At 53.6% G+C, this 19,866-nt stretch carries 22 protein-coding genes and 1 riboswitch; of the genes, 10 read left to right on the top strand and 12 right to left on the bottom strand.

Annotated elements, in window-relative coordinates; translation table 11 throughout:
- Positions 1-14 precede the first annotated feature (14 nt).
- The 4 genes from ribE to CCE92_RS10975 all read right to left on the bottom strand — a co-directional run bounded on the left by ribE (position 15) and on the right by CCE92_RS10975 (position 3,952).
- Positions 15-644 (bottom strand): riboflavin synthase, encoded by a 630-nt coding sequence (gene ribE / locus CCE92_RS10990; RefSeq protein WP_088007851.1) that lies wholly within the window; start codon positions 642-644, stop codon positions 15-17.
- Position 645: 1 nt separating this feature from the next.
- On the bottom strand, positions 646-1,698 hold the full coding sequence (gene ribD / locus CCE92_RS10985; RefSeq protein ID WP_088007816.1) for a bifunctional diaminohydroxyphosphoribosylaminopyrimidine deaminase/5-amino-6-(5-phosphoribosylamino)uracil reductase RibD: 1,053 nt from the start codon (positions 1,696-1,698) through the stop codon (positions 646-648).
- 84 nt (positions 1,699-1,782) lie between these two features.
- A riboswitch (FMN riboswitch) is annotated at positions 1,783-1,924 on the bottom strand.
- Between the two features lie 107 nt (positions 1,925-2,031).
- Positions 2,032-3,219 (bottom strand): ABC transporter permease, encoded by a 1,188-nt coding sequence (locus CCE92_RS10980; RefSeq protein WP_088007811.1) that lies wholly within the window; start codon positions 3,217-3,219, stop codon positions 2,032-2,034.
- Positions 3,203-3,952 carry an ABC transporter ATP-binding protein gene (locus CCE92_RS10975; protein ID WP_088007809.1) on the bottom strand — a complete coding sequence of 250 codons (750 nt, stop codon included), beginning with the start codon at positions 3,950-3,952 and terminating at the stop codon, positions 3,203-3,205. The genes CCE92_RS10980 and CCE92_RS10975 overlap by 17 nt, the downstream gene beginning before the upstream one ends.
- Before the next feature lie 107 nt (positions 3,953-4,059).
- On the opposite strand from CCE92_RS10975, the gene CCE92_RS10970 reads away from it, so the two are divergent.
- The 8 genes from CCE92_RS10970 to CCE92_RS10935 all read left to right on the top strand — a co-directional run bounded on the left by CCE92_RS10970 (position 4,060) and on the right by CCE92_RS10935 (position 9,170).
- A complete protein-coding gene (locus CCE92_RS10970) occupies positions 4,060-4,488 on the top strand; it encodes an HIT family protein (protein ID WP_088007807.1) in 429 nt (142 codons plus the stop codon).
- 95 nt (positions 4,489-4,583) lie between these two features.
- Positions 4,584-5,111, top strand: a complete 528-nt coding sequence (locus tag CCE92_RS10965; RefSeq protein ID WP_088007805.1) for a tryptophan transporter — start codon at positions 4,584-4,586, stop codon at positions 5,109-5,111.
- A gap of 115 nt (positions 5,112-5,226) precedes the next feature.
- Positions 5,227-5,655, top strand: a complete 429-nt coding sequence (locus CCE92_RS10960; RefSeq protein ID WP_088007803.1) for a YtxH domain-containing protein — start codon at positions 5,227-5,229, stop codon at positions 5,653-5,655.
- Positions 5,656-5,832: 177 nt separating this feature from the next.
- The gene (locus CCE92_RS10955; protein WP_088007801.1) at positions 5,833-6,387 is read left to right on the top strand and encodes an HTH-type transcriptional regulator Hpr; all 555 of its coding nucleotides are present in this window, start codon (positions 5,833-5,835) and stop codon (positions 6,385-6,387) included.
- A gap of 134 nt (positions 6,388-6,521) precedes the next feature.
- Complete coding sequence (locus tag CCE92_RS10950; RefSeq protein ID WP_241536005.1) at positions 6,522-7,043, top strand: DUF3267 domain-containing protein; 522 nt, start codon at positions 6,522-6,524, stop codon at positions 7,041-7,043.
- 82 nt (positions 7,044-7,125) lie between these two features.
- Complete coding sequence (locus CCE92_RS10945; RefSeq protein ID WP_088007797.1) at positions 7,126-7,311, top strand: hypothetical protein; 186 nt, start codon at positions 7,126-7,128, stop codon at positions 7,309-7,311.
- A 172-nt stretch (positions 7,312-7,483) separates the two neighbouring features.
- Positions 7,484-8,437 carry a peptidylprolyl isomerase gene (locus CCE92_RS10940; RefSeq protein WP_088007796.1) on the top strand — a complete coding sequence of 318 codons (954 nt, stop codon included), beginning with the start codon at positions 7,484-7,486 and terminating at the stop codon, positions 8,435-8,437.
- A 184-nt stretch (positions 8,438-8,621) separates the two neighbouring features.
- Positions 8,622-9,170, top strand: coding sequence for a GNAT family N-acetyltransferase (locus CCE92_RS10935; protein WP_088007794.1), 549 nt, complete (start codon positions 8,622-8,624; stop codon positions 9,168-9,170).
- Positions 9,171-9,591: 421 nt separating this feature from the next.
- Here the strand turns inward: CCE92_RS10935 and yhaM are convergent, their stop codons facing one another.
- The 5 genes from yhaM to CCE92_RS10910 all read right to left on the bottom strand — a co-directional run bounded on the left by yhaM (position 9,592) and on the right by CCE92_RS10910 (position 16,826).
- On the bottom strand, positions 9,592-10,536 hold the full coding sequence (gene yhaM / locus CCE92_RS10930; protein ID WP_088007792.1) for a 3'-5' exoribonuclease YhaM: 945 nt from the start codon (positions 10,534-10,536) through the stop codon (positions 9,592-9,594).
- The gene (locus tag CCE92_RS10925; RefSeq protein WP_162287862.1) at positions 10,533-13,361 is read right to left on the bottom strand and encodes an ATP-binding protein; all 2,829 of its coding nucleotides are present in this window, start codon (positions 13,359-13,361) and stop codon (positions 10,533-10,535) included. Before CCE92_RS10925 ends, yhaM begins: the two co-directional genes overlap by 4 nt.
- A gap of 4 nt (positions 13,362-13,365) precedes the next feature.
- Positions 13,366-14,574, bottom strand: a complete 1,209-nt coding sequence (locus tag CCE92_RS10920; RefSeq protein ID WP_088007788.1) for a metallophosphoesterase family protein — start codon at positions 14,572-14,574, stop codon at positions 13,366-13,368.
- Between the two features lie 97 nt (positions 14,575-14,671).
- Positions 14,672-15,934 (bottom strand): ABC transporter permease, encoded by a 1,263-nt coding sequence (locus tag CCE92_RS10915; RefSeq protein WP_088007786.1) that lies wholly within the window; start codon positions 15,932-15,934, stop codon positions 14,672-14,674.
- On the bottom strand, positions 15,927-16,826 hold the full coding sequence (locus tag CCE92_RS10910; protein WP_088007784.1) for an ABC transporter ATP-binding protein: 900 nt from the start codon (positions 16,824-16,826) through the stop codon (positions 15,927-15,929). Before CCE92_RS10910 ends, CCE92_RS10915 begins: the two co-directional genes overlap by 8 nt.
- 126 nt (positions 16,827-16,952) lie before the next feature.
- Here CCE92_RS10910 and CCE92_RS10905 point away from each other — a divergent pair, with 126 nt between their 5' ends.
- Positions 16,953-17,138, top strand: a complete 186-nt coding sequence (locus CCE92_RS10905; RefSeq protein WP_088007783.1) for a YhzD family protein — start codon at positions 16,953-16,955, stop codon at positions 17,136-17,138.
- 38 nt (positions 17,139-17,176) lie between these two features.
- Here the strand turns inward: CCE92_RS10905 and CCE92_RS10900 are convergent, their stop codons facing one another.
- The 3 genes from CCE92_RS10900 to CCE92_RS10890 form a co-directional block, all read right to left on the bottom strand.
- Positions 17,177-17,959 carry an enoyl-CoA hydratase gene (locus CCE92_RS10900; RefSeq protein ID WP_088007848.1) on the bottom strand — a complete coding sequence of 261 codons (783 nt, stop codon included), beginning with the start codon at positions 17,957-17,959 and terminating at the stop codon, positions 17,177-17,179.
- 81 nt (positions 17,960-18,040) lie between these two features.
- Complete coding sequence (locus CCE92_RS10895) at positions 18,041-18,388, bottom strand: YlbF family regulator (RefSeq protein ID WP_088007781.1); 348 nt, start codon at positions 18,386-18,388, stop codon at positions 18,041-18,043.
- A 14-nt stretch (positions 18,389-18,402) separates the two neighbouring features.
- Positions 18,403-19,524 (bottom strand): DUF445 domain-containing protein, encoded by a 1,122-nt coding sequence (locus CCE92_RS10890; RefSeq protein WP_088007846.1) that lies wholly within the window; start codon positions 19,522-19,524, stop codon positions 18,403-18,405.
- A 122-nt stretch (positions 19,525-19,646) separates the two neighbouring features.
- On the opposite strand from CCE92_RS10890, the gene CCE92_RS10885 reads away from it, so the two are divergent.
- On the top strand, positions 19,647-19,850 hold the full coding sequence (locus CCE92_RS10885) for a YheE family protein (RefSeq protein WP_088007779.1): 204 nt from the start codon (positions 19,647-19,649) through the stop codon (positions 19,848-19,850).
- Positions 19,851-19,866 lie beyond the last annotated feature (16 nt).

Below are 19,866 nucleotides of genomic sequence, written 5' to 3'. Positions count from 1 at the left end.
GCACTCACCTCCCGTTAAAATCCGTGTTCAGCCAGGAACCCTCTCGTGAGGCCAGGCTTCGCTTCCATTGTCCGTTCCGTATACTTGGCGAGCAAATCGCATTCGATGTTGACCTTATCGCCGATCCCTTTTCTGCCGAGGAGGGAGTCCTCCTGCGTCGTCGGGATAAGGGAAATCGAAATCGTCGTCCGTCCGACATCAAAAATCGTCAGGGACGTGCCATCGATCGCGACTGACCCTTTCAGCATCATGTACTTCATAAGGGAAGGATCGACTTCGATCGTTTTCGTCACCGCAATGGAATCCGATCGGACAGCCCGGATCGTCCCTATGCCGTCTATATGGCCGTTCACGAAATGGCCGCCGAAGCGGCCATTGGCGGCCATCGCCCGTTCCAGATTCACCGGAGAGCCTGTACGGAGGTCCGCCATCGTCGACGACTGGACCGTTTCCGGGATGACATCGGCTATGAACTGACGGCTGTCGAACTCGGATACCGTCAGGCACACGCCGTTGACCGCAATGCTGTCGCCGCGCTTCACATCCTCCAGGACAACCGAACAGCTGATGGTCAATTCAAGCGCCTGCGGTTTCCGCCGGATCGCTTTTACATGACCGATTTCTTCAATGATTCCTGTAAACAGTTTACTCACGCTCCCCGAAAACAGCCCGGATCCGGACATCCGGACCGAACCGTTCCACATCTCTGATCGTCAGATCCAGGCTGTCGGCCATATCCGACCGGACAGCACTGTCAAAAAGCGAAGGTCCATTTCCGATCAGTTTCGGCGCCTGATAAAGCCACAGCGCCTGCACCAATCCCAGTTCCAAAAAACTGGCATGCACACGAGGTCCGCCTTCGACCAGAAGCGTCATGATGCCGCGCCTGTACAGATCTTTCAGCACTTCCCGGAGAAAATCCCTCTTCCCGAGCCGGACCACTTCGACATGCGGCGCATATGCGGCCTCGCGGGCATCTTCCAGACAATAAATCAAGGTCTTCGCAGAAGCGTCCTGCGTGACCGGTGTATCAGCCGGCGTGAGCAGCCGGCGGTCTAAAACAACTCGTATCGGGTTCTTTCCACCATGGGGCAGTCGGGTGGTTAGGAAAGGATGATCATGAAGCACCGTATTGACGCCGACCAGAATGGCATCCTGCGAATGGCGGAGCCGGTGGACATCTTCCCGCGCTTCAGCGGAGGTGATCCACTTGCTGCTTCCGGCTTCCGTCGCCATGCGGCCGTCCAGTGTGGCGGCAGCCTTCAGGGTGACGTACGGTGTTTTATGGATGATGGAGTGAAAAAATGCTTCGTTCATGCGTGCTGCTTCGTGTTCCAACAGACCGGTATGCACTTCAATGCCCGCGTCTTCAAGAAGTTTGACTCCTTTGCCGGCGACGAGCGTGTTCGGATCCAATGTGGCGATGTAGACGCGTTTCACACCGGAATCGATGATCTTCAGCGCGCACGGCGGCGTTTTCCCATAATGCGAGCACGGCTCCAATGTGACATAGAGATCCGACCCTTCGGCCGCTTCTCCCGCCATATTGAGCGCATGCACTTCCGCATGCGGTTTTCCCGCTTCCAGATGCGCGCCCATTCCGATGATTTTATGGTCTTTGACACAAACCGCCCCGACGAGCGGGTTCGGTGATGTCTGTCCGGCCATTTCCGAAGCGAGCCGGATCGCGAATTCCATATAATGAGCTGGTTCGATAACAATCTCCTCCTTTCGGTTCATTCCGAAAGAAGCAGCACAAAACAAGCACAACGGCAGCTGTACACACATCTTCTCCCATCCAGACTTTCACTGTCGGTGCCGGACTTTCGCCGGCTCAGCCGCTCCGCCTAGGCGGAACGGGTCGCGGACTCGCAGTTCCCTGCTCACCGCCGGTCAGGAGTTTCACCTTGCCCCGAAGAAGGTGCCAGTTTCCGTTTGTTCCATGGTAGCACAGGTTCCATTGAAACTGAGAGAAAATAAACTTATGGTATGCAAAAAAATGCGGTCCCTGAAGGAACCGCACGTGATCGTTCATTTTGATGAGACTTGCAGGGTTATGAATGACACTGCCAGCACCGCGGCGAACGCCCCGAGCGCTGCGGCAGGTGAAGTGACGGCCGCCAGTGCGACGGCTGCAGCCTGGAGGAGTTGCAGCATGAGCACCAGTTTCCGGACAGCCCGCTTACGCGGGTAAGCCGACAGCGGAAACAGCTCGTCCATCCGGAAATGGACGGTCCCCCGGAGGCTCTGCCAGAGTTGGATGGCCGTCGCGAACGCGAGGGCTCCAGCAAACACCGCAACCCCGATGCTGTAGGGAATGAGCAAGGCGCCCGCCGCCGAAATCACGGTCAATCGGAGCCACAAGTAAAAGAGATCATCCGAACGGACGAACGTACGGGTGACCAAATAGAGCTGGGCGTGTTCCCGTCCGCTGCCGATGAACCGGTAGACAGGATCGAGCCAGCGTCTCGCCTTCACTTTCCCTTTCAGATGGGGCACATCGGTAAAGTAATTGGCGAATCTGTAGAAGCGCAGCATCCGTCCCTGTTCAAGTCCGATGAAATGTTCGAACGGAAACGGCCGGCCCGCCGCTTTCATCTGCACCCCTTTCATATAAAGGATGAACGCGATGAGCGGCAGCGCGGCAGCGGCAATGATCTGGTCTGTGTAAAAATAAACGAAAAGACCGCTCAAACAGAACCGGATAAGCCTGTCACGCCAGAGATCTTCCCCGGAGCGCCACTTCCGGAAAGCGAATTCACTCCGGATACTGAACCACTTCAGTGCCAGGATCAAAATCGGAAAACCGATGAGGAAAGCGCTTGTCGGACCGTACAGCACATTGATCATCGGCAGCGAGATGATGAAGGCAATCACCGGCGAATAAAGCTGGCTGATGAATGTCCATCGCAGCGCCGGCTGCACATAGCTGTCCAGCCGGCTTTCCAGCGGCAGAAAATAGACGCCGTCCGCTTCCTTCAGCAAAGTCGCAGGCGGGCTGTATGCAAGCAAGAGTCCGAAAACCGTTGCCAGAAGGAGCGCGGCCGGAAAATGTTCCGGAATATCCCGCAGCCACTCGCTGTAAGCATACCCTGCTGCCCCGATGGCGAACAGAAGTACGACGGCGAGATGACCCGTAAAAATATACTTCATGTAATTCTGGACTTCGACCGTGTAATTACGGAGCCGCACAGCCCATACATCATGCAGGCTCTTCATCATTCGCCTCCTCGGTCATGGCGATATACAGATCATCCAACGTCGCGCCCGGCATGCCGAATATCTCCCGGAGGTCAGCCATTGTGCCGTTCGCCCGGACCCGCCCTTCATGGAGGAGAATGATGCGGTCGCAGTAGCGTTCCGCTGTGGCCAGGATGTGCGTCGACATGAGGACGGACGCCCCCTGCCGTTTCTTCGTCTCCATCTGTTCCAGGAGCGATTTGATACCGAGCGGATCAAGGCCGACAAACGGCTCATCGATGATGTAAAGTGAAGGATCGGCGAGGAAGGCGCTCATGATCATGACCTTTTGCCGCATTCCTTTTGAAAAGTGGGACGGAAACCAGCGGAGCCGCTTCTCCATCCGGAATTCCTTCAGGAGCTCCGCCGACCGTTTTTCCAGCCGCTCCTCAGAGACCCCGTAAGCCATCGCAGTCAGTTCCAGATGTTCCTGAAGCGTCAGTTCCTCGTAGAGTACCGGGGTTTCCGGAATATAGGAAAAAGAAGAACGGTACGCGTCCATATTTTCACTGATGGTCTTGCCGTTCAGCCGGATTTCGCCGGATTTTGGCTTCATCAGTCCGATGATGTGTTTGATTGTCGTGCTTTTTCCGGCGCCGTTCAGCCCGATCAGACCGACAAGCTCACCTTTATTGACTGAAAAAGACACGTCTTTTAAAACCGGCTTGCGCGTGTAGCCGCCGGTCAGTGATTCAACTTCCAGCACAGTCATTTCCAACACCTCTTTCTTCCCGTATTGTACCAAAAGACGCGGCTGAATTCTTTGCTGCCGGACAGTTTATGATAAGATGGAGAAAATTGTGAAAGGATGATGAACAAGTGGCAGACTGTATTTTTTGCAAAATCATCGACGGAGAAATCCCGAGTGTCAAAGTGTATGAAGATGAGCATGTATATGCGTTCATGGATATCATGCCGCTCACGAAAGGCCACACGCTCCTGATCCCCAAGAAACACCGCGAGTACGTGTACGACATGACGGAGGAAGAAGCGGCGAATCTGTTCGCTGTTGCACCGAAAATCGCGTCCGCCATCAAATCCTCATTCGAGCCGGTCGGCATGAACCTGCTGAACAATAACGGCGCAAAAGCCGGTCAGAGCGTCTACCATTTCCACCTCCACTTTATTCCGAGGTACGATGAGACAGACGGATTCGGCGCCAAATGGATCACTAAGGAAAAACAATACACGAACGAGAAAATCCAGGAATTGGCCGATCAGCTGAAACAAACGCTTGCATCCGTGTAATAGGTAGTATAGAATCATACTAAGTTTTTCGCTTGCGGCCGCGAGGGTACGCCGGGAAGAACAAACTATAGCCTTGAGCTGAGGAGAGATGAGAAATGAGTACGAAGAGTTTAGTACTGATGGCGCTGCTGGTGAGTACCGGAGCTGCGCTGTATGTGGTGATTCCGGGATTCAATGGCGGCATGAAGCCCGATTTCATGCTGACAATGATGTTCGTCGGCATCCTGCTGTTCCCTTATGCAAAACATGTTTTCCTGCTGGCGGCGACGACCGGCATCCTGTCCGGCCTATTTTCGACGTTCCCGGGCGGATTTCTTCCGAATATTGTAGATAAACTGATCACAGCGTTCATTTTCCTGCTCGCTGTGCAGCTGCTAAAAAAATATGCAAGCCGTCTGCCGGCTGTCATTTCGCTTACAGCTGCCGGCACTCTGCTGTCCGGCACGATTTTCCTGTCAGCTGCAATTCTTCTGATCGGCGCAGAAATCCCTTTCCTGCCGCTCGTGCTGACGGTCGTCCTGCCAGCCATGGTGCTGAACGCCATCGCGATCGGCTTCATCTATCCGATCATCATGACTTTGGTGAAACGTTCGAAATTCGAAACGGCAGTCTCGGCAGCCTGATCCAGCTCCCCGCTCCCAGCGGGGAGTTTTTTCGTTTACGCCCATTCCCCTTTAGGTTTTAATCTGACATAATAGAGGAAAAGGAACCATAGAGTATGAAAGGGGCGTTTGGCTTATGAAAGCATCAAATTTCTTAATCGGTTTCGGAGCCGGCCTTGCCGCTGGCGCTGCAATCATTCTGTTTTCTGCACCGCAGTCCGGACCGGAATTCCGCTCTTCTGTTAAATCCTCTTCAGGTGACTGGAAAGAGCGTTTCGATGAATTGAAAGAAAAAGTGAACGGCATTAAAGAATCGATCAAGCATTTATCCGAAGAATCAAAAGAAACACTGAAACCGGTGCTGGATGACCTGAAGGAATCGTTCAAGCAGTACCAGGAAGAAACAGCACCCGCTAAGGAACATATGCAGCTTGAAATCAAAGCCATCCAGAACTCCATCAAAGAGATCGAAGCTGAACTCAAAAAACATAAGAAAAACGAAAAAAAGAAAGAGAAAAAAGGCGAATACAATCCGGACGTCAGCGAACGGAAGCAAGGAGAATGAAAACTGCCCTCAGCCGGCAGTTTTTTTTCGTCGGATCAGTCATACACTGCCGTAACAGATAGACGCATCTGTCCGGCTTACGCAGCCACTTTCAATTGTTACACAATTCGCTCTTTTTTCCTTGTTGTTTTATTGCTATAATTATAGAAAATAATATTTACGAAAGCGGGTGTTTTAATGAATGACCAGCTTTACACGCTGAAAGAAGCAATGATCTTTAGCCAACGCGTTGCTCAGCTTTCCAAAGCGCTTTGGAAGGCCATCGAGAAAGATTGGCAGCAGTGGATAAAACCTTATGACTTGAATATTAATGAGCACCATATCCTCTGGATCTCCTACCATCTGAAAGGCGCTTCCATCTCTGATGTCGCAAAATTCGGCGTGATGCATGTATCCACAGCTTTTAATTTCTCGAAGAAATTGGAAGAACGGGGGCTGCTGACTTTTTCGAAGCGGGATCATGATAAGCGGAATACATATATCGAACTTACCGATGCAGGAAAAGAACTGCTGGTCGAAATGATGGCCAATTACCACAAAACGCCGCACAGTATCATTGAGGGGGCGCTCCCGTTAAAAGAACTTTACGGCCGGTTCCCTGATTTCATGGAAGTGATGGCCGTTCTGCGCAATATTTACGGTGAAGATTTCATCAAGATTTTCGAGACTTCTTTCCATAATATCGACGAGCATTTCGACGACAGCGTAGCGCTGAAAGACGCGTCAGAATAACACGCGGTGCCGGCATTTTTTTCATTGAATTTTATGGTTGCAATCTGACGCGAATGGGCGTATTCTATGAATCGTTACGAATATATGACCCATTTTAGGAGTGTCGATGTATGCACTGCTGGAAGTCCATTAACATGAAAAAACAATATGGCAGAGACCGGATTTTCCTGCTGTCCGTACTGGTCGGATTCGGTGTGTTCGTCATGATTTACATTCCGATGGCGGTACTGTCGCCGGTGCCCCTGTCCGACAGCCACTTCTTCACGTTCCTGACCGCGCTGGTGGCCTTATATCCGCTGCATAAGCTGGTCCATTTCCTGCCGCTTCTCCGCTGCCGGAACTGCGTCCAGCTGAAGGTGACCCGCCATTACGGCTTTCTGCCGGAAGTGAAATTCCGTGTGCAGGATCCAGTGAATAAAGCCTGGTTCCTCGCCGCGCTGCTGGCCCCTTTCGTGCTGATCAATACCGCGCTGCTGGCGCTCAGCATCCAGCTGCCGGAATTCGGCCATTATTGGGCGCTTATGCTCGCTTTCCATAGTGCATTGTGTCTGGTCGATTTGATTTATTTCCGGTACGCACTCCGTTCGCCGAAAGGGGCTCTTATTGAAGAAACAGAGACCGGGTATGAAATCCTGATACCTCCCGTCACACTATAGAACTGTTTTTTCCGCCTTCTCTCTGCTATACTGAGAGTCAATGCCCGAGGACGGGAATTTATGCCAGAGAGGGAGGAATTCCATGATAATCGGTACTATTATCGTGTTCGCCATTCTTTATCTGTTCCAGATCAACCGAATGACGTACGCGCTGGTCACTTCACGAGAAATCCCGGAGGAAAACCACGATAAAATCTTTCGCTGGATCAATGTCTTGATTACGATCCTGCTTGTATCCTTATATGTCGGCGTTGAGTTCAGCGCCTGAGACCGGCTGTCGACCAGCCGGTTTTATTATTCCCAAGAATTTCCCCATCTGCCGATGAAACACCGCATCGCCTGATACATTGAAACTTTTGTTATTTTTAGAAGTCTTGTGTTATAGTAAATCCTGTGTTTGCGGTATGCTTCAATCTATTACAGAAAGTAGGAAATGCATCATGAAAAAAACGGTTTTAACATTTTCTCTCGCATTCTCTGCTCTTACGCTGGGCGCGTGCAGCGAAGAAGCAGCTGATTCAGAAGTAATCGTCACTTCTGACGTGGGGGACATTACAAAAGAAGAACTATATGAAGAAATGAAATCATCCATCGGTGCGCAGGCACTTCAGGTGATGATGATTGAAAATGTGCTGAGTGAAGCATATGAAGTGACTGAGGAAGATGTCGAAGCCCGTTACAACGCGGAAATGGAGCAGGCTGGCGGCGAAGATGCGTTCCTTCAGTACATTACTTCACAAGGGTATACTGAAGAGACCTATAAAGATTACCTCCGGCTGAACCTGCTCCAGGAAGCGGCACTGACGGACGGCGTAGAAATTTCAGATGAAGAAGTCGCTCAGCAGTACGAGGAAATGACGACTGAACTCAACGCCCGTCATATCCTCGTCGAAGATGAAGAAACGGCGAACGAAGTCATCGAGCAATTGGAAGCTGGCGAAGATTTCGCAGCGCTCGCTGAAGAATATTCCACTGATCCGGGTTCTGCTGTGAACGGCGGCGAGCTCGGCTGGTTCACAGCCGGTACGATGGTTCCTGAATTCGAAGATGCGGCTTATGCACTTGAAGTCGGAGAAATCAGTGAGCCGGTCCAGTCCCAATATGGCTACCACATCATCGAAGTGACGGATAGACGCCAAGTCGAAGACGCTGAACCATTGGAGGAAATGGCAGAAGAAATCCGGACCCAGCTTGCACTCGAGCAGGCGGACCAGTCGGCTCTTCTGACAAAAGTGTCTGAAATGCTTCAGGAAGCGAACGTCGAAATCCAGGATGAAGACCTGGAAGGCGCACTCGATCAGTTCCTGAACGCACCGCCGGCGACTGAAGCTCCTGCGGAAGAAGAAGCTCCTGCGGAAGAAGAAGCTCCTGCGGAAGAAGAAGCAGCTGAATAACCAACCTCTCCTCCCCCCTTTTAGCGAAGGGGGAGTTTTTGTTACATAGAAAGCGAACTCAGACGGTCCAATGCACGCACAGCCGAATCTATGCACATTCAGCAAGATTTGTGCGTGTTCGTCGGGAACCGGCCAGCCGGCTCGCAATCATTATTCAACCAGCCAACCAAGAAAGGATGTTTTTATGTTCTCATTTCCAATATCTGATCAAGCGGAACTCCGGCTATTGGAAGTCCGCCACGCAGAGGCACTTTACCGCCTCACCGACGAGTCACGTCAACACATCCGGGAATGGCTGCCTTGGGCGGATTACAGGCTCTCTCCAGCCGATTCAAAAAAATTTATCGACAGTACGCTAGAACAGTTCAGAAGCAATAGTGGCTTTCAGGCCGGCATTTGGTTTAATGGCGAACTCGCGGGGATCATCGGCCTTCACGGCATCAACTGGACGAATAAATCCACGACTTTCGGCTACTGGCTCGGTGAACATCATCAGGGCAAGGGGCTGATGACAGCCGCCTGCCGTGCTGCAATGGCTTATTGTTTCGATGAACTTGGTCTGAACCGGATTGAAATTCGCGCCGCCACTGGAAACGTGAAGAGCCAAGCGATTCCAGAACGGCTGGGGTTCACCAACGAAGGAAGGCTCCGGCAGGCGGAATGGATCCACGACCGGTTCGTCGATCATTTCATCTACAGCAAACTGAAAGAAGAGCATGAAGCGGAGCGGTGAAAACCTGCAACTTGCGCTTGGAAAAGTATCCCTAAATAAAGATTATTTTGGTACACGGAAATGGGCTGGGCGCTTAGATAACGAAGATGTTTTTATAGGTATTTGTATGAACTCTAGATGAAAGAGCGACAGGCGGCGAAAAACCGTGTGCTCCTGCATCGCTGCGCTCTTCGTCTCAAAGGTCGGGACTCAATCATTTCGCCCAACCTTTCCTGCGGGGGTAGCGGGCCAAGTGAGACCTCACCGGCGAAGCCGAGGAGGCTTGCAGATCGCCCTGGCAGCGCAACGTCCTGTCGCGCCAGCTGCATGACCCACTTCCTGTGGACCTGAAAGCGTCCGCCTGGGAGTGATTTCATCAGCAGGATTATACAAGAATCTAAAGAAACAGCCCGCCGGCACTTCTGCCGGCGGGCTGTTTTCATCATGATCCAAAAACGGGCTTATAAAACGACCGGTTATCAAGCGGAAACAGCCGCTCGGTATACTCGCCCGGCTTCGTCTTTTCGAGCGCCCGGTCAAGCATCATCATCTTCGCATCGATGTTATCGATATAGTGAAGAATCTCCGCTTCTTTGATCATCGGTTTCTTCGGGCTTCCCCACTCCTCTTTGCCGTGATGGGACAGCACCATGTGCTGAAGGAGCAGCACTTCCTCTCCTTCAATTTCCAGTTCTTGTGCAGTTTTTGCGATTTCCGTCACCATGATGGAGATGTGGCCAAGGAGATTGCCTTCAATCGTATAGGAAGTCGCCACCGGTCCTGACAACTCAAACACCTTTCCGATATCATGCAGAATGATTCCGGAATAAAGGAGATCTTTATTCAGCGACGGGTAGAGATCACAAAGGCTTTTGCCGAGCCGCAGCATCGACACAGTATGGTCCACAAGACCGGAAACATAGTCATGATGGTTTTTGGTCGCTGCCGGGAAAGTCAGGATCTCCTGCTGGTAGCGCTTCAGAATATGGCGGGTGATCCGCTGGATATTCGGATTCTTCATCTCGAAGAAAAATTGGATAAGCTCCTCATGGAGTTCTTCTTTACTGCGTTCCGCCGATGGCACCAATTCGGAAATCGTCTGATTCTCCTCCGGCCGCGCCGGCCGGATGCTCTTGATGCGCAGCTGGTTCTTGCCTCGGTAGTTGTGGATTTCACCGCCGACTTTGACGATCGTTTCGGCCGCATACATCTTCTCGTGTTCTTCTTTCGTATCCCAGAGTTTCGCTTCAATATCTCCGCTCTTGTCCTGCAGGACGAGCGACATGAACGGATTGCCCGTCGTCGTCACTCCTTTATTCGACTGCTTGATGAGCAGGAAGGTATCCACTTGTTCTCCGACTCCATATTGTGTAATCCCTTTTTTCATGCAAAAATGCTCCCTTCGCCCGGCATCACGTCAATCAGCTTCGCTTCCGGCAGCATAGCCGGAAGCTCTTCATGACAAGTGAAAAAAATAAATTGATGGTCCAGCTTCATTTCACGCATTAAGTTTACCATTTGAGACAGCCGCCGGCGATCAAAATGTACAAACGGATCATCCATGATGAGCGGAAAAGGCTGCTCCTCTTTCAGGAAAGAAGCGAGCGCAAGGCGGAGTGCGAGGTAAGCCTGTTCTTTCGTCGCCTGGCTCAATTCCGCGATATGGAAACAGACGCCGTCTTTCCGGATCGCTTCGAAATGGCTCCCCTGCACGAAAACGAGACCGCTGTATTCTCCCTCGGTCAGCCGGCGGAACAGCTTCTGTGCAAGTTCCAGCACGGCGGGAAGCCGTTTCTCCCTCAGTTCATCCATCGTCTGCTTTATGGCTTCTGTCAATGCACGGCCGACTGCCCATTTTTGAGCAAGGGCACTGAAAACGGCCTTCCGTTCCTCAAAACTCTGCTGCAGTTCCGCATACTGTCTGTCGGTCAGCAATTTTTCAGTCAGCTGCCGCTTTTCAGCCCGTTCCGACAGAAGATCATTCCGTTCTTCTTCCAAATCCGCCAGCCGGACTTCCAGCTCCTCCAGCCGGGCTTCCGCCTGTTCTTCGTTCAGTTCATGCAGGCTGAATTCACCGATCGCTTCCAGCTGATCCTCAACCGGCTCGAGCTCTCTCAGCAGCCGCTCCCGCTCCTCTGACTGCGTGTGGAGTTGATAATATGCGGATTCCGTTTCGGCTCCAGCTTCTTTCAGAAGCAGTTCCCGTTCTTCCCGGATTTGCTCAGCCAGCATTTCTTGTGCCGTCCGCTCTCGGAGGAGCTGTTCCTGCCTGTCCCGGTGTTTCTCTGCCTCCGCATACAGCCCGGCCACCCGCTGCCGTTCCGCCCGCAGGCGCGCGAACAGTTCTTCCTGCGGGGCCGATATGCCGGCCGCCCGTTCCGCTTCCGCCTGAATATCGGCGATGCTTTCCTGAAGGGACGCCGCTTCCGCTTCTGCCCTGACCATCTTTTGCATCGTCGCCTGGAATTCACGAAGCTTCCCGACGAGCGCGAGCGCTGTTTTTCCGCTGATTTGCACCGGAAGTCCGGATTCCTTCAGAAAGTCGCTGTAGCGACCGGCCGCCTCAGTGCCGGGACGGTGCCGGATGAGTTCCTCGACTTGCCCGGCAAGCTGTCCGCAATCCCTCTCCAGCCGCTCCCGTTCCGCCTGTTCCATTTCCCACCGATTCGCGAGGGCGTCCAGTTCTGTTTCCCGCCCTCTATATGGCTCGAGCATTTCCTGATACTGCTCCGGTCTTTCATTTTTGCTGTTTTTCCAGAAATAAAATCCGGCAAATCCGCAGGCAGCCGCAGCAGCGGCCAGCCACACCCCTTCTCCTGTGACGATCGCTGCAGCCGCCAGCAGTACACCGAGCATGCTCAAAAACAGCACGGCCGGCGGAAGCGGCCGATGGCTGAAACTGCCGGCGGCTTTTGCCTGCGATATTTCCGGTGAAATTTTCCGCCACGCCTGTGCCTGTTCGATTTCGCTGTCACTCATTCCGCCGGCGAGCAGCTGGCCGAGTTCCACTTCTTTCCCGGCAAGCTCCATTTTCTTTTTTTCCAGTTCCCGGGCGTGGAAGCGGTGCCCTTCTTCTTCAGCCTCTGTATGGGAAACGAGCTGGGCAAGTTTCTCTTCCTGCACGATCGACACATCCGCGGCCAGCGCGTCCGATTCCGGCATGCCGATGAGACCGGCAAGCCGTTCCCTGTCGTCAGCCAGTGTGTCCAGCATCTCCAGCTTTTGGTTCAAATCCGCACGCATCCGGTGCCAGTCGGCTTCCTTGCCAAGAAGGCGGTCGAGCGGCTCCGGATCCGGGAGCGGCGCATTCCGCGCCTCCAGCTGTTCCAATTCTTCGCCGATACTGCGGATTGCGGCCGACGATTCACCGAGACGTTCATTCAAACGTTCCATCCGGTTTTTTCCTTCAGCCGGAAAAGGACTCCCCGGAAGTGCCGCCAGGCTTTCTTCAATGCGCTTTTTCCTCTTGAGGAGCGGGAGAGCCTGGAGCCAGCGCTGCAGCCCCTTGGCCTTCTCTCTGTGGCCGCGGGTTTCCCCGGCGATTTCCCGCAACCGCCCCTCGATTGCCGTCAGGCGGTCTGCGGCCGGTCCGAAAGCATCCGCCTCTTTTTTCAGCCGATTCAATTCGCTTTCGGTTTTCCGGAGTTCACTGATCAGCCGGTTCATCTCCGGATTCCGGCCGTTCGGCTTGAACAGGAGCGCCTGTTCTTTTTCCAGCCGATCCGCCAGACCAAGCGCCGAATCCATTCCGGCAGTACCGGAAGCGACAAGGACCCGGCTCAATTCCTCTTCGGTCAGCCGGTCAAGTCCCTGGAGTTCGTGGACGGAAAAAGAGAACACCGCCTCGAAAGACGCTCTGTCCGTATTCCGCAAAATTTCTTTCAGTTCATCTTCCCCGCCGGACGTGCCGTCCTCGAAATAGACCGTCACTTCCCCTGCCGACTTTCCGCCGGTCCGTTCAATGATGACGCTGCCATACCGGGAATCCGTCATATGTATCCGGCCGCCGAAACGGCCGCCGGTTTTCGGTTCATATCTTCTGGAAGAGCCCCCGCGGACCGGATACCCGAAAAGCGTCTGCAGGATAAACTGCTGGATCGTTGTCTTCCCCGCTTCATTCGGTCCGCAGAAGACGGACAGCCCGCTGCTGAGTTCGATCGTCCGGTCACTGTGGCGGCCGAAACCGAATATCTCCAGCTTCGTTATACGCATCCGCTCATCCCCCCGCTCCGAGTTCATCTTTCAATTTCTTCTGCGCTTCGTCCTTTATTTCTTCAATCAGGGAAGGGCTCAGCATTCCAAGATAGCGGCCGCCCCGGATATGGCGGTAAACCTCGCCAAGGGCTTCCTGCCAGCTGGCTTCATCCCAGCTTTCCAGCATCTCTGATACCTTCGCCCCGAGGCCCGAAAGCTCGGCCGCCCCTGCCGGGCGTTCAATCCGGAACTTGCTGACCCACAAAAACGGATCCCGGTCCGCAGGGATTTCGGCCCGGAGCGCTTCCGCTATTTCTTCCGCCATATCGCTCCGGACGAATTCCGGCGCATTGATCAGCGTGAAATCGAGCACACCCGCTCCCGACTGCTCGCCGTGCCGGTCCGCAGCGGCTGCACATAACGCCAGCACGTCTCCCAGATCGCGGGCTTCCCTTCCGTCGACCTGCACGGAATCAAACACGACCGGTCCCGCCGGGATGAAGCGCAGCACTGTTTCGGGGCCATCCAGTGTCACGTCATAGAACCCTTTTGGTCCGCTTTCGTTCCGGTGACGGCCCTGGAGGTTGCCCGGATAGACGATATGAGGGTTCCGGTGAAGGACCTGCCGGTGATGGATATGGCCGAGCGCCCAGTAGTCGTAACCTTTAGCGAGGAGTTCATCTTTTCTGAACGGGGCGTAGACGGCGTGTGCCGTATCTCCCTCAAGGCTGCCATGGAGCATGCCGATATGTATGATGGAATCGCCAGCCGCTTTCGGATACCGTTCGATCATCCGTTCCGCGACATGGCGTTTCGGGTAACTGAATCCTGTTATCCTCACTTGATGGCCTGCCGCCTCCAGCGTGAACTGTTCCACTTCTTCATCGAAAACGCGAACATTGCCAGGCAGGCCGAAGCGGGTCCAGCTGCCGCTCAGATGATCATGGTTTCCATGGGAAATGAAAACGGGAATGCCGGCATCCGACAGTTTCTGCATACCGGTCCGGAACCGGTGCTGGGCCCGGATGCTGCGGTCTTCCCCGTCATAGAGGTCTCCTGCAATCAAAAGAAAATCCGGTTTTGATTCCGCCGCATAGCTGACCAGACGGTCGAATGCTTCGAATGTGCTGTTGCGCAGCAGATCCCGCCTGTCTTCCGGCAGTCCTTTCATGCCGGTGAACGGACTGTCGAGGTGCAGGTCTGCCGCATGGATGAACCGCAATGGGCGCATTTTCTTCCCTCCCGGAAACCGAATATTTGTTCTTATTTTACCATGGAACCGGAAAGAAAAAAACTGTTTGCGGAAATTCCTCCGCAAACAGCCCGCTTCAGTTTTTATTGCCTAACTGGATCGCTTTCCGGATATCCTTGAGTGACTGTGAAGAACCGTACATGAGCACGCCGCCCCGGTATACCCGGGCTCCGAACCATCCGAGGAGGGCGATGGTCAAAAGCATGACCGCAATCGACAGAAGAGGTTCCCAGACCGGGATGTCGAGCATGCCGACCCTCAGGAACATGACAAGCGGCGTGAAAAACGGGATATAGGAGGTGACTGTGACGAAGCCGGCTTCCGGGACAGTGAGGCCGCTGAAGGCGATGAAGCTCGACAGAATGATCAGCAGCATCATCGGCAGCATGAGCTGCTGGACATCCTCGATCCGGCTGACAATCGAGCCGAGGAGCGCTGCCAGCATCGCATACAGGAAATATCCGAGCAGGAAGAACAGCACGGCGAACAGGATGGTGCTGATCCGCACACTGGAAAACCCGAATACACTGAAGAAACCGCCTGACAGATCGGACGATGAGGACTCAAGCGCCACATAGGCAGCTGCGCCGAAGATGAGCATCTGAATGATGCCGAGCGTCCCGATGCCGGCGATTTTCGCGAACATATGCTTGACAGGCGACACACTCGAAATGAGGATTTCCATCACACGGGACGACTTCTCGGTCGCCACTTCCATCGCAATCATATTGGAATAGTAAATGATGGCGAAGTAGAGCAGGAAAATCAGGATATACACCAGCCCCCGCGCTTCACTGAGTTCTTCCTCTGAGCGGGAAGAGTCGGAAATCGCTTCACGTTCGAATTGGGCCGGCATGAAGAGCGCTGCCGCTTCGGATTGTGTCAGACCGAGCGATTCAGCCGCCCTTGCCGTCTGGAGGGTCTGGACAGCGCTCTCCACAGCGGAGGCCATGCCTGAAATGCCCGCTGTCTCCGAGACGTACCGCGCGGTCAGGGGACTGCCGGGCGTGAGTTCGATATAGGCGTCGATTTCACCTTGTTCGAGCAGCGCGTCCAGTTCCGCTGCCGGCTGTCCGGTCTCTTCCGCAGTGAAATCCGCCTCCGCAGCAGACAGCTGCCGCTGGAGCTGCACGGCCAGTTCCGAGCCGCCATCCGATATGTACAGGGTCTGTTCTCCGTCTCCGCCGAACACGCCGGACTCCTGGACGGACGATATGATGGACGGAAGATTCGCCATGAGGAAGAAGCCCGCCACCGCGATCAGTGTCGTTATGATGAATGATTTCGATTTAGCTTTCGTCCAGAAAGCCTGACTGAAAATGGTCCAGAAACTACGCATGATGGCGGCCCACCTTTTCGATGAAAATTTCCTGCAGGGAAGGTTCCTCGATGGCGAACGACCGGATCGGCCCTAGCTGCATAGCCTTCGACAGCAGGCGCTGAGCCGCCGATTCGTCGGAAATCCGGAAGACCGCCCCTTCTTTGGTCGGTGTGAATGCCTCCACACCGGGAGTTTCCTGAAGAGATGCAAGGGGGAAATCCGACCGGATCCGGACATTCTGCTGACCGAACGACCGTTTTATGTCGCGGATCCGCCCGTCCAAAATGATTTCTCCTCTATGGAGCATACTCATTTCATCGCACAGTTCTTCCACATGCTCCATCCGGTGGCTCGAAAAGATGATGGTCGCTCCCTCCCGCTGAAAATCCATGATGGCTGATTTCAGCATTTCCACATTGACCGGATCCAGTCCGCTGAAAGGTTCGTCGAGGATCAGCAGCGACGGGCGGTGCAGGAGGGATGCGATCAGCTGGATCTTTTGCTGATTGCCTTTCGACAGTTCCTCCACTTTCTTCTGGGCATAGTGGGATACTTCAAACCGCTCCATCCATGCAGCTGCTTCGCGCTTGGCATCCGCTTTTTTCATTCCGCGGAGCTGCGCCAGGTAAACGAGCTGATCAGCGGCTTTCATTTTCGGATAAAGTCCCCGCTCTTCCGGCAAATAGCCGATTTCAGGGCTCGTTTTGTAGGTGACAGGGTTGCCCCGCCAGCGGATCACCCCTTCCGTCGGATCCAATAAACCCAGAATCATGCGGAACGTGGTCGTTTTCCCGGCTCCATTGGCTCCGAGGAATCCATACATCTGTCCTTCCCTGACAGTCAGGGAGACGCTGTCCACTGCTGTAAAAGAACCGAATTTTTTTGTTGCTTCCCTTACTTCCAATGTCATGTCATTTCCCGCCTTTCTCTTCTTTGTTATACGAATCCGCTGCAGAAATGTTCCGGAATTCAGGGACTTTTCGTGCCTGACGGTTTATACTGGAACTGAATACTCATTCAGAAGGAGTGTCCCAAGTTGAGAACTTACAAAGCCACCTCATTCGACCGTACGGGAAAATTGATTTTCGATGAAACGTTCACTGCTCCGGATGATTCCGAAGCGCAGGAAATCGGCCGGAAAATGTTCGAGGAGAACGATCTTCTCCACCAGACACACCGGCTGGCTTCACCGGAAGGCAAACTGCTTCTTTTCCATTCATGAAAAAATCACGGGAGACGCGCTCTCCCGTGATTTTTCCGTTATTCCCCTTTGAATTCCGGTTTCCTTTTTTCGACGAATGCCTGGATCCCTTCCCGGTGGTCCGCCGACTGGCGCATCTGCGTCTGTTCATCCGTCTCCATCGCCAGGACTTTTTCAAGCTCGTTCAGCTTCAGGCTGTGCAGGATGCGCTTCGAAGCGAGTTTCGCCCTGACAGGCGACCGGAGCACCTGTGCTGCATAGTGCTCCGCCTGTTCCAGCGCTTTCCCTTCAGCCGTCACCTCCTCGATCAGCCCTTTCGAAAGGGCATCATGGGCTTTCAGCACCTGACCGCTCCAGATCAGTTCCTTCGCTTTCGGGATTCCGACGCGTTCTTTCATGAAGAAATGGCCGCCGCCGTCCGGCACCAGTCCGATCCCGATGAAATTCATCGCCAGTTTGCTGCTTTCTTCAGCGACGAGGTAATCACAGGCCAGCGCAATGCTGAATCCGAGCCCGGCAGCCGCTCCGTGGACCGCTGCGATCGTCACTTGCGGCAGCGTGTAGAGCGCACGGGCCAAGCGGGAGACGTCTTCCATCACCGGCCCGAACTCCATCGGTTTTTCCGTATCCAGCATCGCTTTAATATCGCCGCCCGCCGAAAAGGCGCGGCCGTTTCCGCTGATGATCAGCACCTGCATGTCCTTGTCCTGATGGAGTGACTCGAAACAGTCGGCCAGTTCCCGCATCATGACCGCATTCATGGCGTTCATTGAGTCGGGCCGGTTCATGAGCAGGCGGGCGATCCGCCCTTCTTTTGTCAGCTTAATCGTCTCATACAAAATAAAAGACACCTCTCTCTGCAAAAATGAATTACCATTCACTTTTACAAATTCGGTGTCTTTTTAAAAAATCCTGCAAAATCCTTACATTTTGTCGTAAAGCGACTGAACCGGACGGGTCATCGCTTTGTTCACTTCGTCGATGATCCGGCTGAGGGCCATTTCAGCTTCCAGCATCTCCAGGATCTTTCCGTTCTGCTGTGCAAGCTGGGCCACTTTCTGGGCGTATTCCATTTCTTCCCCTGAAATCTCTTCGCCCTTCATCTGCTTCTCCTGAAGTTTAAGCTGCAAGTCACGAAACGTCCGGAACAAGTCCGCCGCTTCCTTATCGGAAGTCACATCTTCCACTGCCTGCTCCAGATTCTTGAACTCATCCGTCTTGCGGAAAGTCCCTTCCAGCTTGTTGATATCGTCATAAATGTTGACCGTCATCCTTTTCTCTCCTTTCAAAGTAAGCTCATGAACTGGACAATCAGCCCTTGGATCAGGCCGATGGCTCCGCCGAGTACAGCTCCGAGCACCGTAATCATTTTGAATTCACGCCGCGATATGCCGAGAACCAGATCCTCGATACGGCCAAGCGGGAAAGAGTCCACCTGCTCGCGCACCATGCTTTCCATATCGATTTTCCGGATTGTTTCTTCAAGCTTCGCTTCCCCCTGTGAGAAGATGAAATCAAGGGCAGGAGGAACAAGACTGCGCATGGTCCATTCTAATCCTTTTGGCCATGCTTCCGCAACCGTCCGGTCAAGCCGGGACCGGATATCCGCTTTCCTTTTAATGAAGACTTTCAAGGAATCGATGAAAGGGATAATATCCGTATCACCGAACAGACTGTCCGCCTCCCGGTCCTGGAACCTCTCCCACTCCTGTTCGATGAGCGACGCCAGAACCTGTTCCGTATTCGGCGCTTTAAGGAAATTGATCAATTCCTGCTGCACCCGGTCGACGATCGATTCGGATTCACCGAACAGGGATTGGATCATGAGCCCGAATCGGCCGCGCGCTGCCAGGAATTCATCGATCAGGGAACGGACGGCGGTGCGCCCTTCAGCTGAAGCGAAATACTCGGCACCCCGGCCGACAATGAAGGCCGCGGCCTTATCCACCCGCTGCTCGATTTCCGCTTTCAGTGCGTCCGGCAAAACCTCACGGACCGTCTTTCCTTCAATATAAGCGGCGAGTTTCAGAAATTGCCCATTGATGAATGCATCGATCTGCTGCTCCGCTTTTTCCTCGGGTTCCGTTTGCCCGGCAAGCGCCAGCCATTCCCGCAGTGTACGGGGATTTTCGAAAACATGACTGGTCAGCTGACGGCCGATCCAGCTTTCTAGCCGGACACGCATGCTGTCGTTGAAAAAGCGTTTCTTGAAAGTTTCCGGTGTAAGGAGGTGTTCGACGACCGTCTTTCCGAGCTGTCTCGCCAGCTCATCCCGCCGTTTCGGAATCAGGCCCGGTGTGAACGGCAGCCGCTTGCCCGCAATGTATTTCGCTTCGTATGGCCGAAAAAGCATTTTGATCGCAATATGGTTTGTAAAGCCGCCGATCAGCGCACCGATTAGCCCCATGAACAGCAAAATCCATAATAACTCCAATACTATCCACTCTTTTCTGTCGTGTTCTGGACGGGCTTCCGCCTGTAGCATTTCCCTCTCCCCGGATTTATAATGGAACTGAAGGAGGGAACAGCATGCTGCAGCACTTCAAGTACAAGCCGATGTTTGAAAACCGTCAGCTGCCCGGGTGGACCATTTCGTTTTTCTATAAAAACGAACGGATCGAAGGGGAATACCATCCCGACGGCTCCATCACCTGGCTGACGGAAGCACCGAAAAATGAAACGGATGTAAAAAAAATGATCCATGAGCTGATGCTCTTTCATGTATACGACTAAAGCGCCGGGAAGTTCC

Source organism: Indiicoccus explosivorum (genome assembly GCF_002167005.1).
Taxonomy (GTDB): Bacteria; Bacillota; Bacilli; order Bacillales_A; family Planococcaceae; genus Indiicoccus; species Indiicoccus explosivorum.
This window is presented reverse-complemented; position numbering and strand designations above follow the sequence as displayed.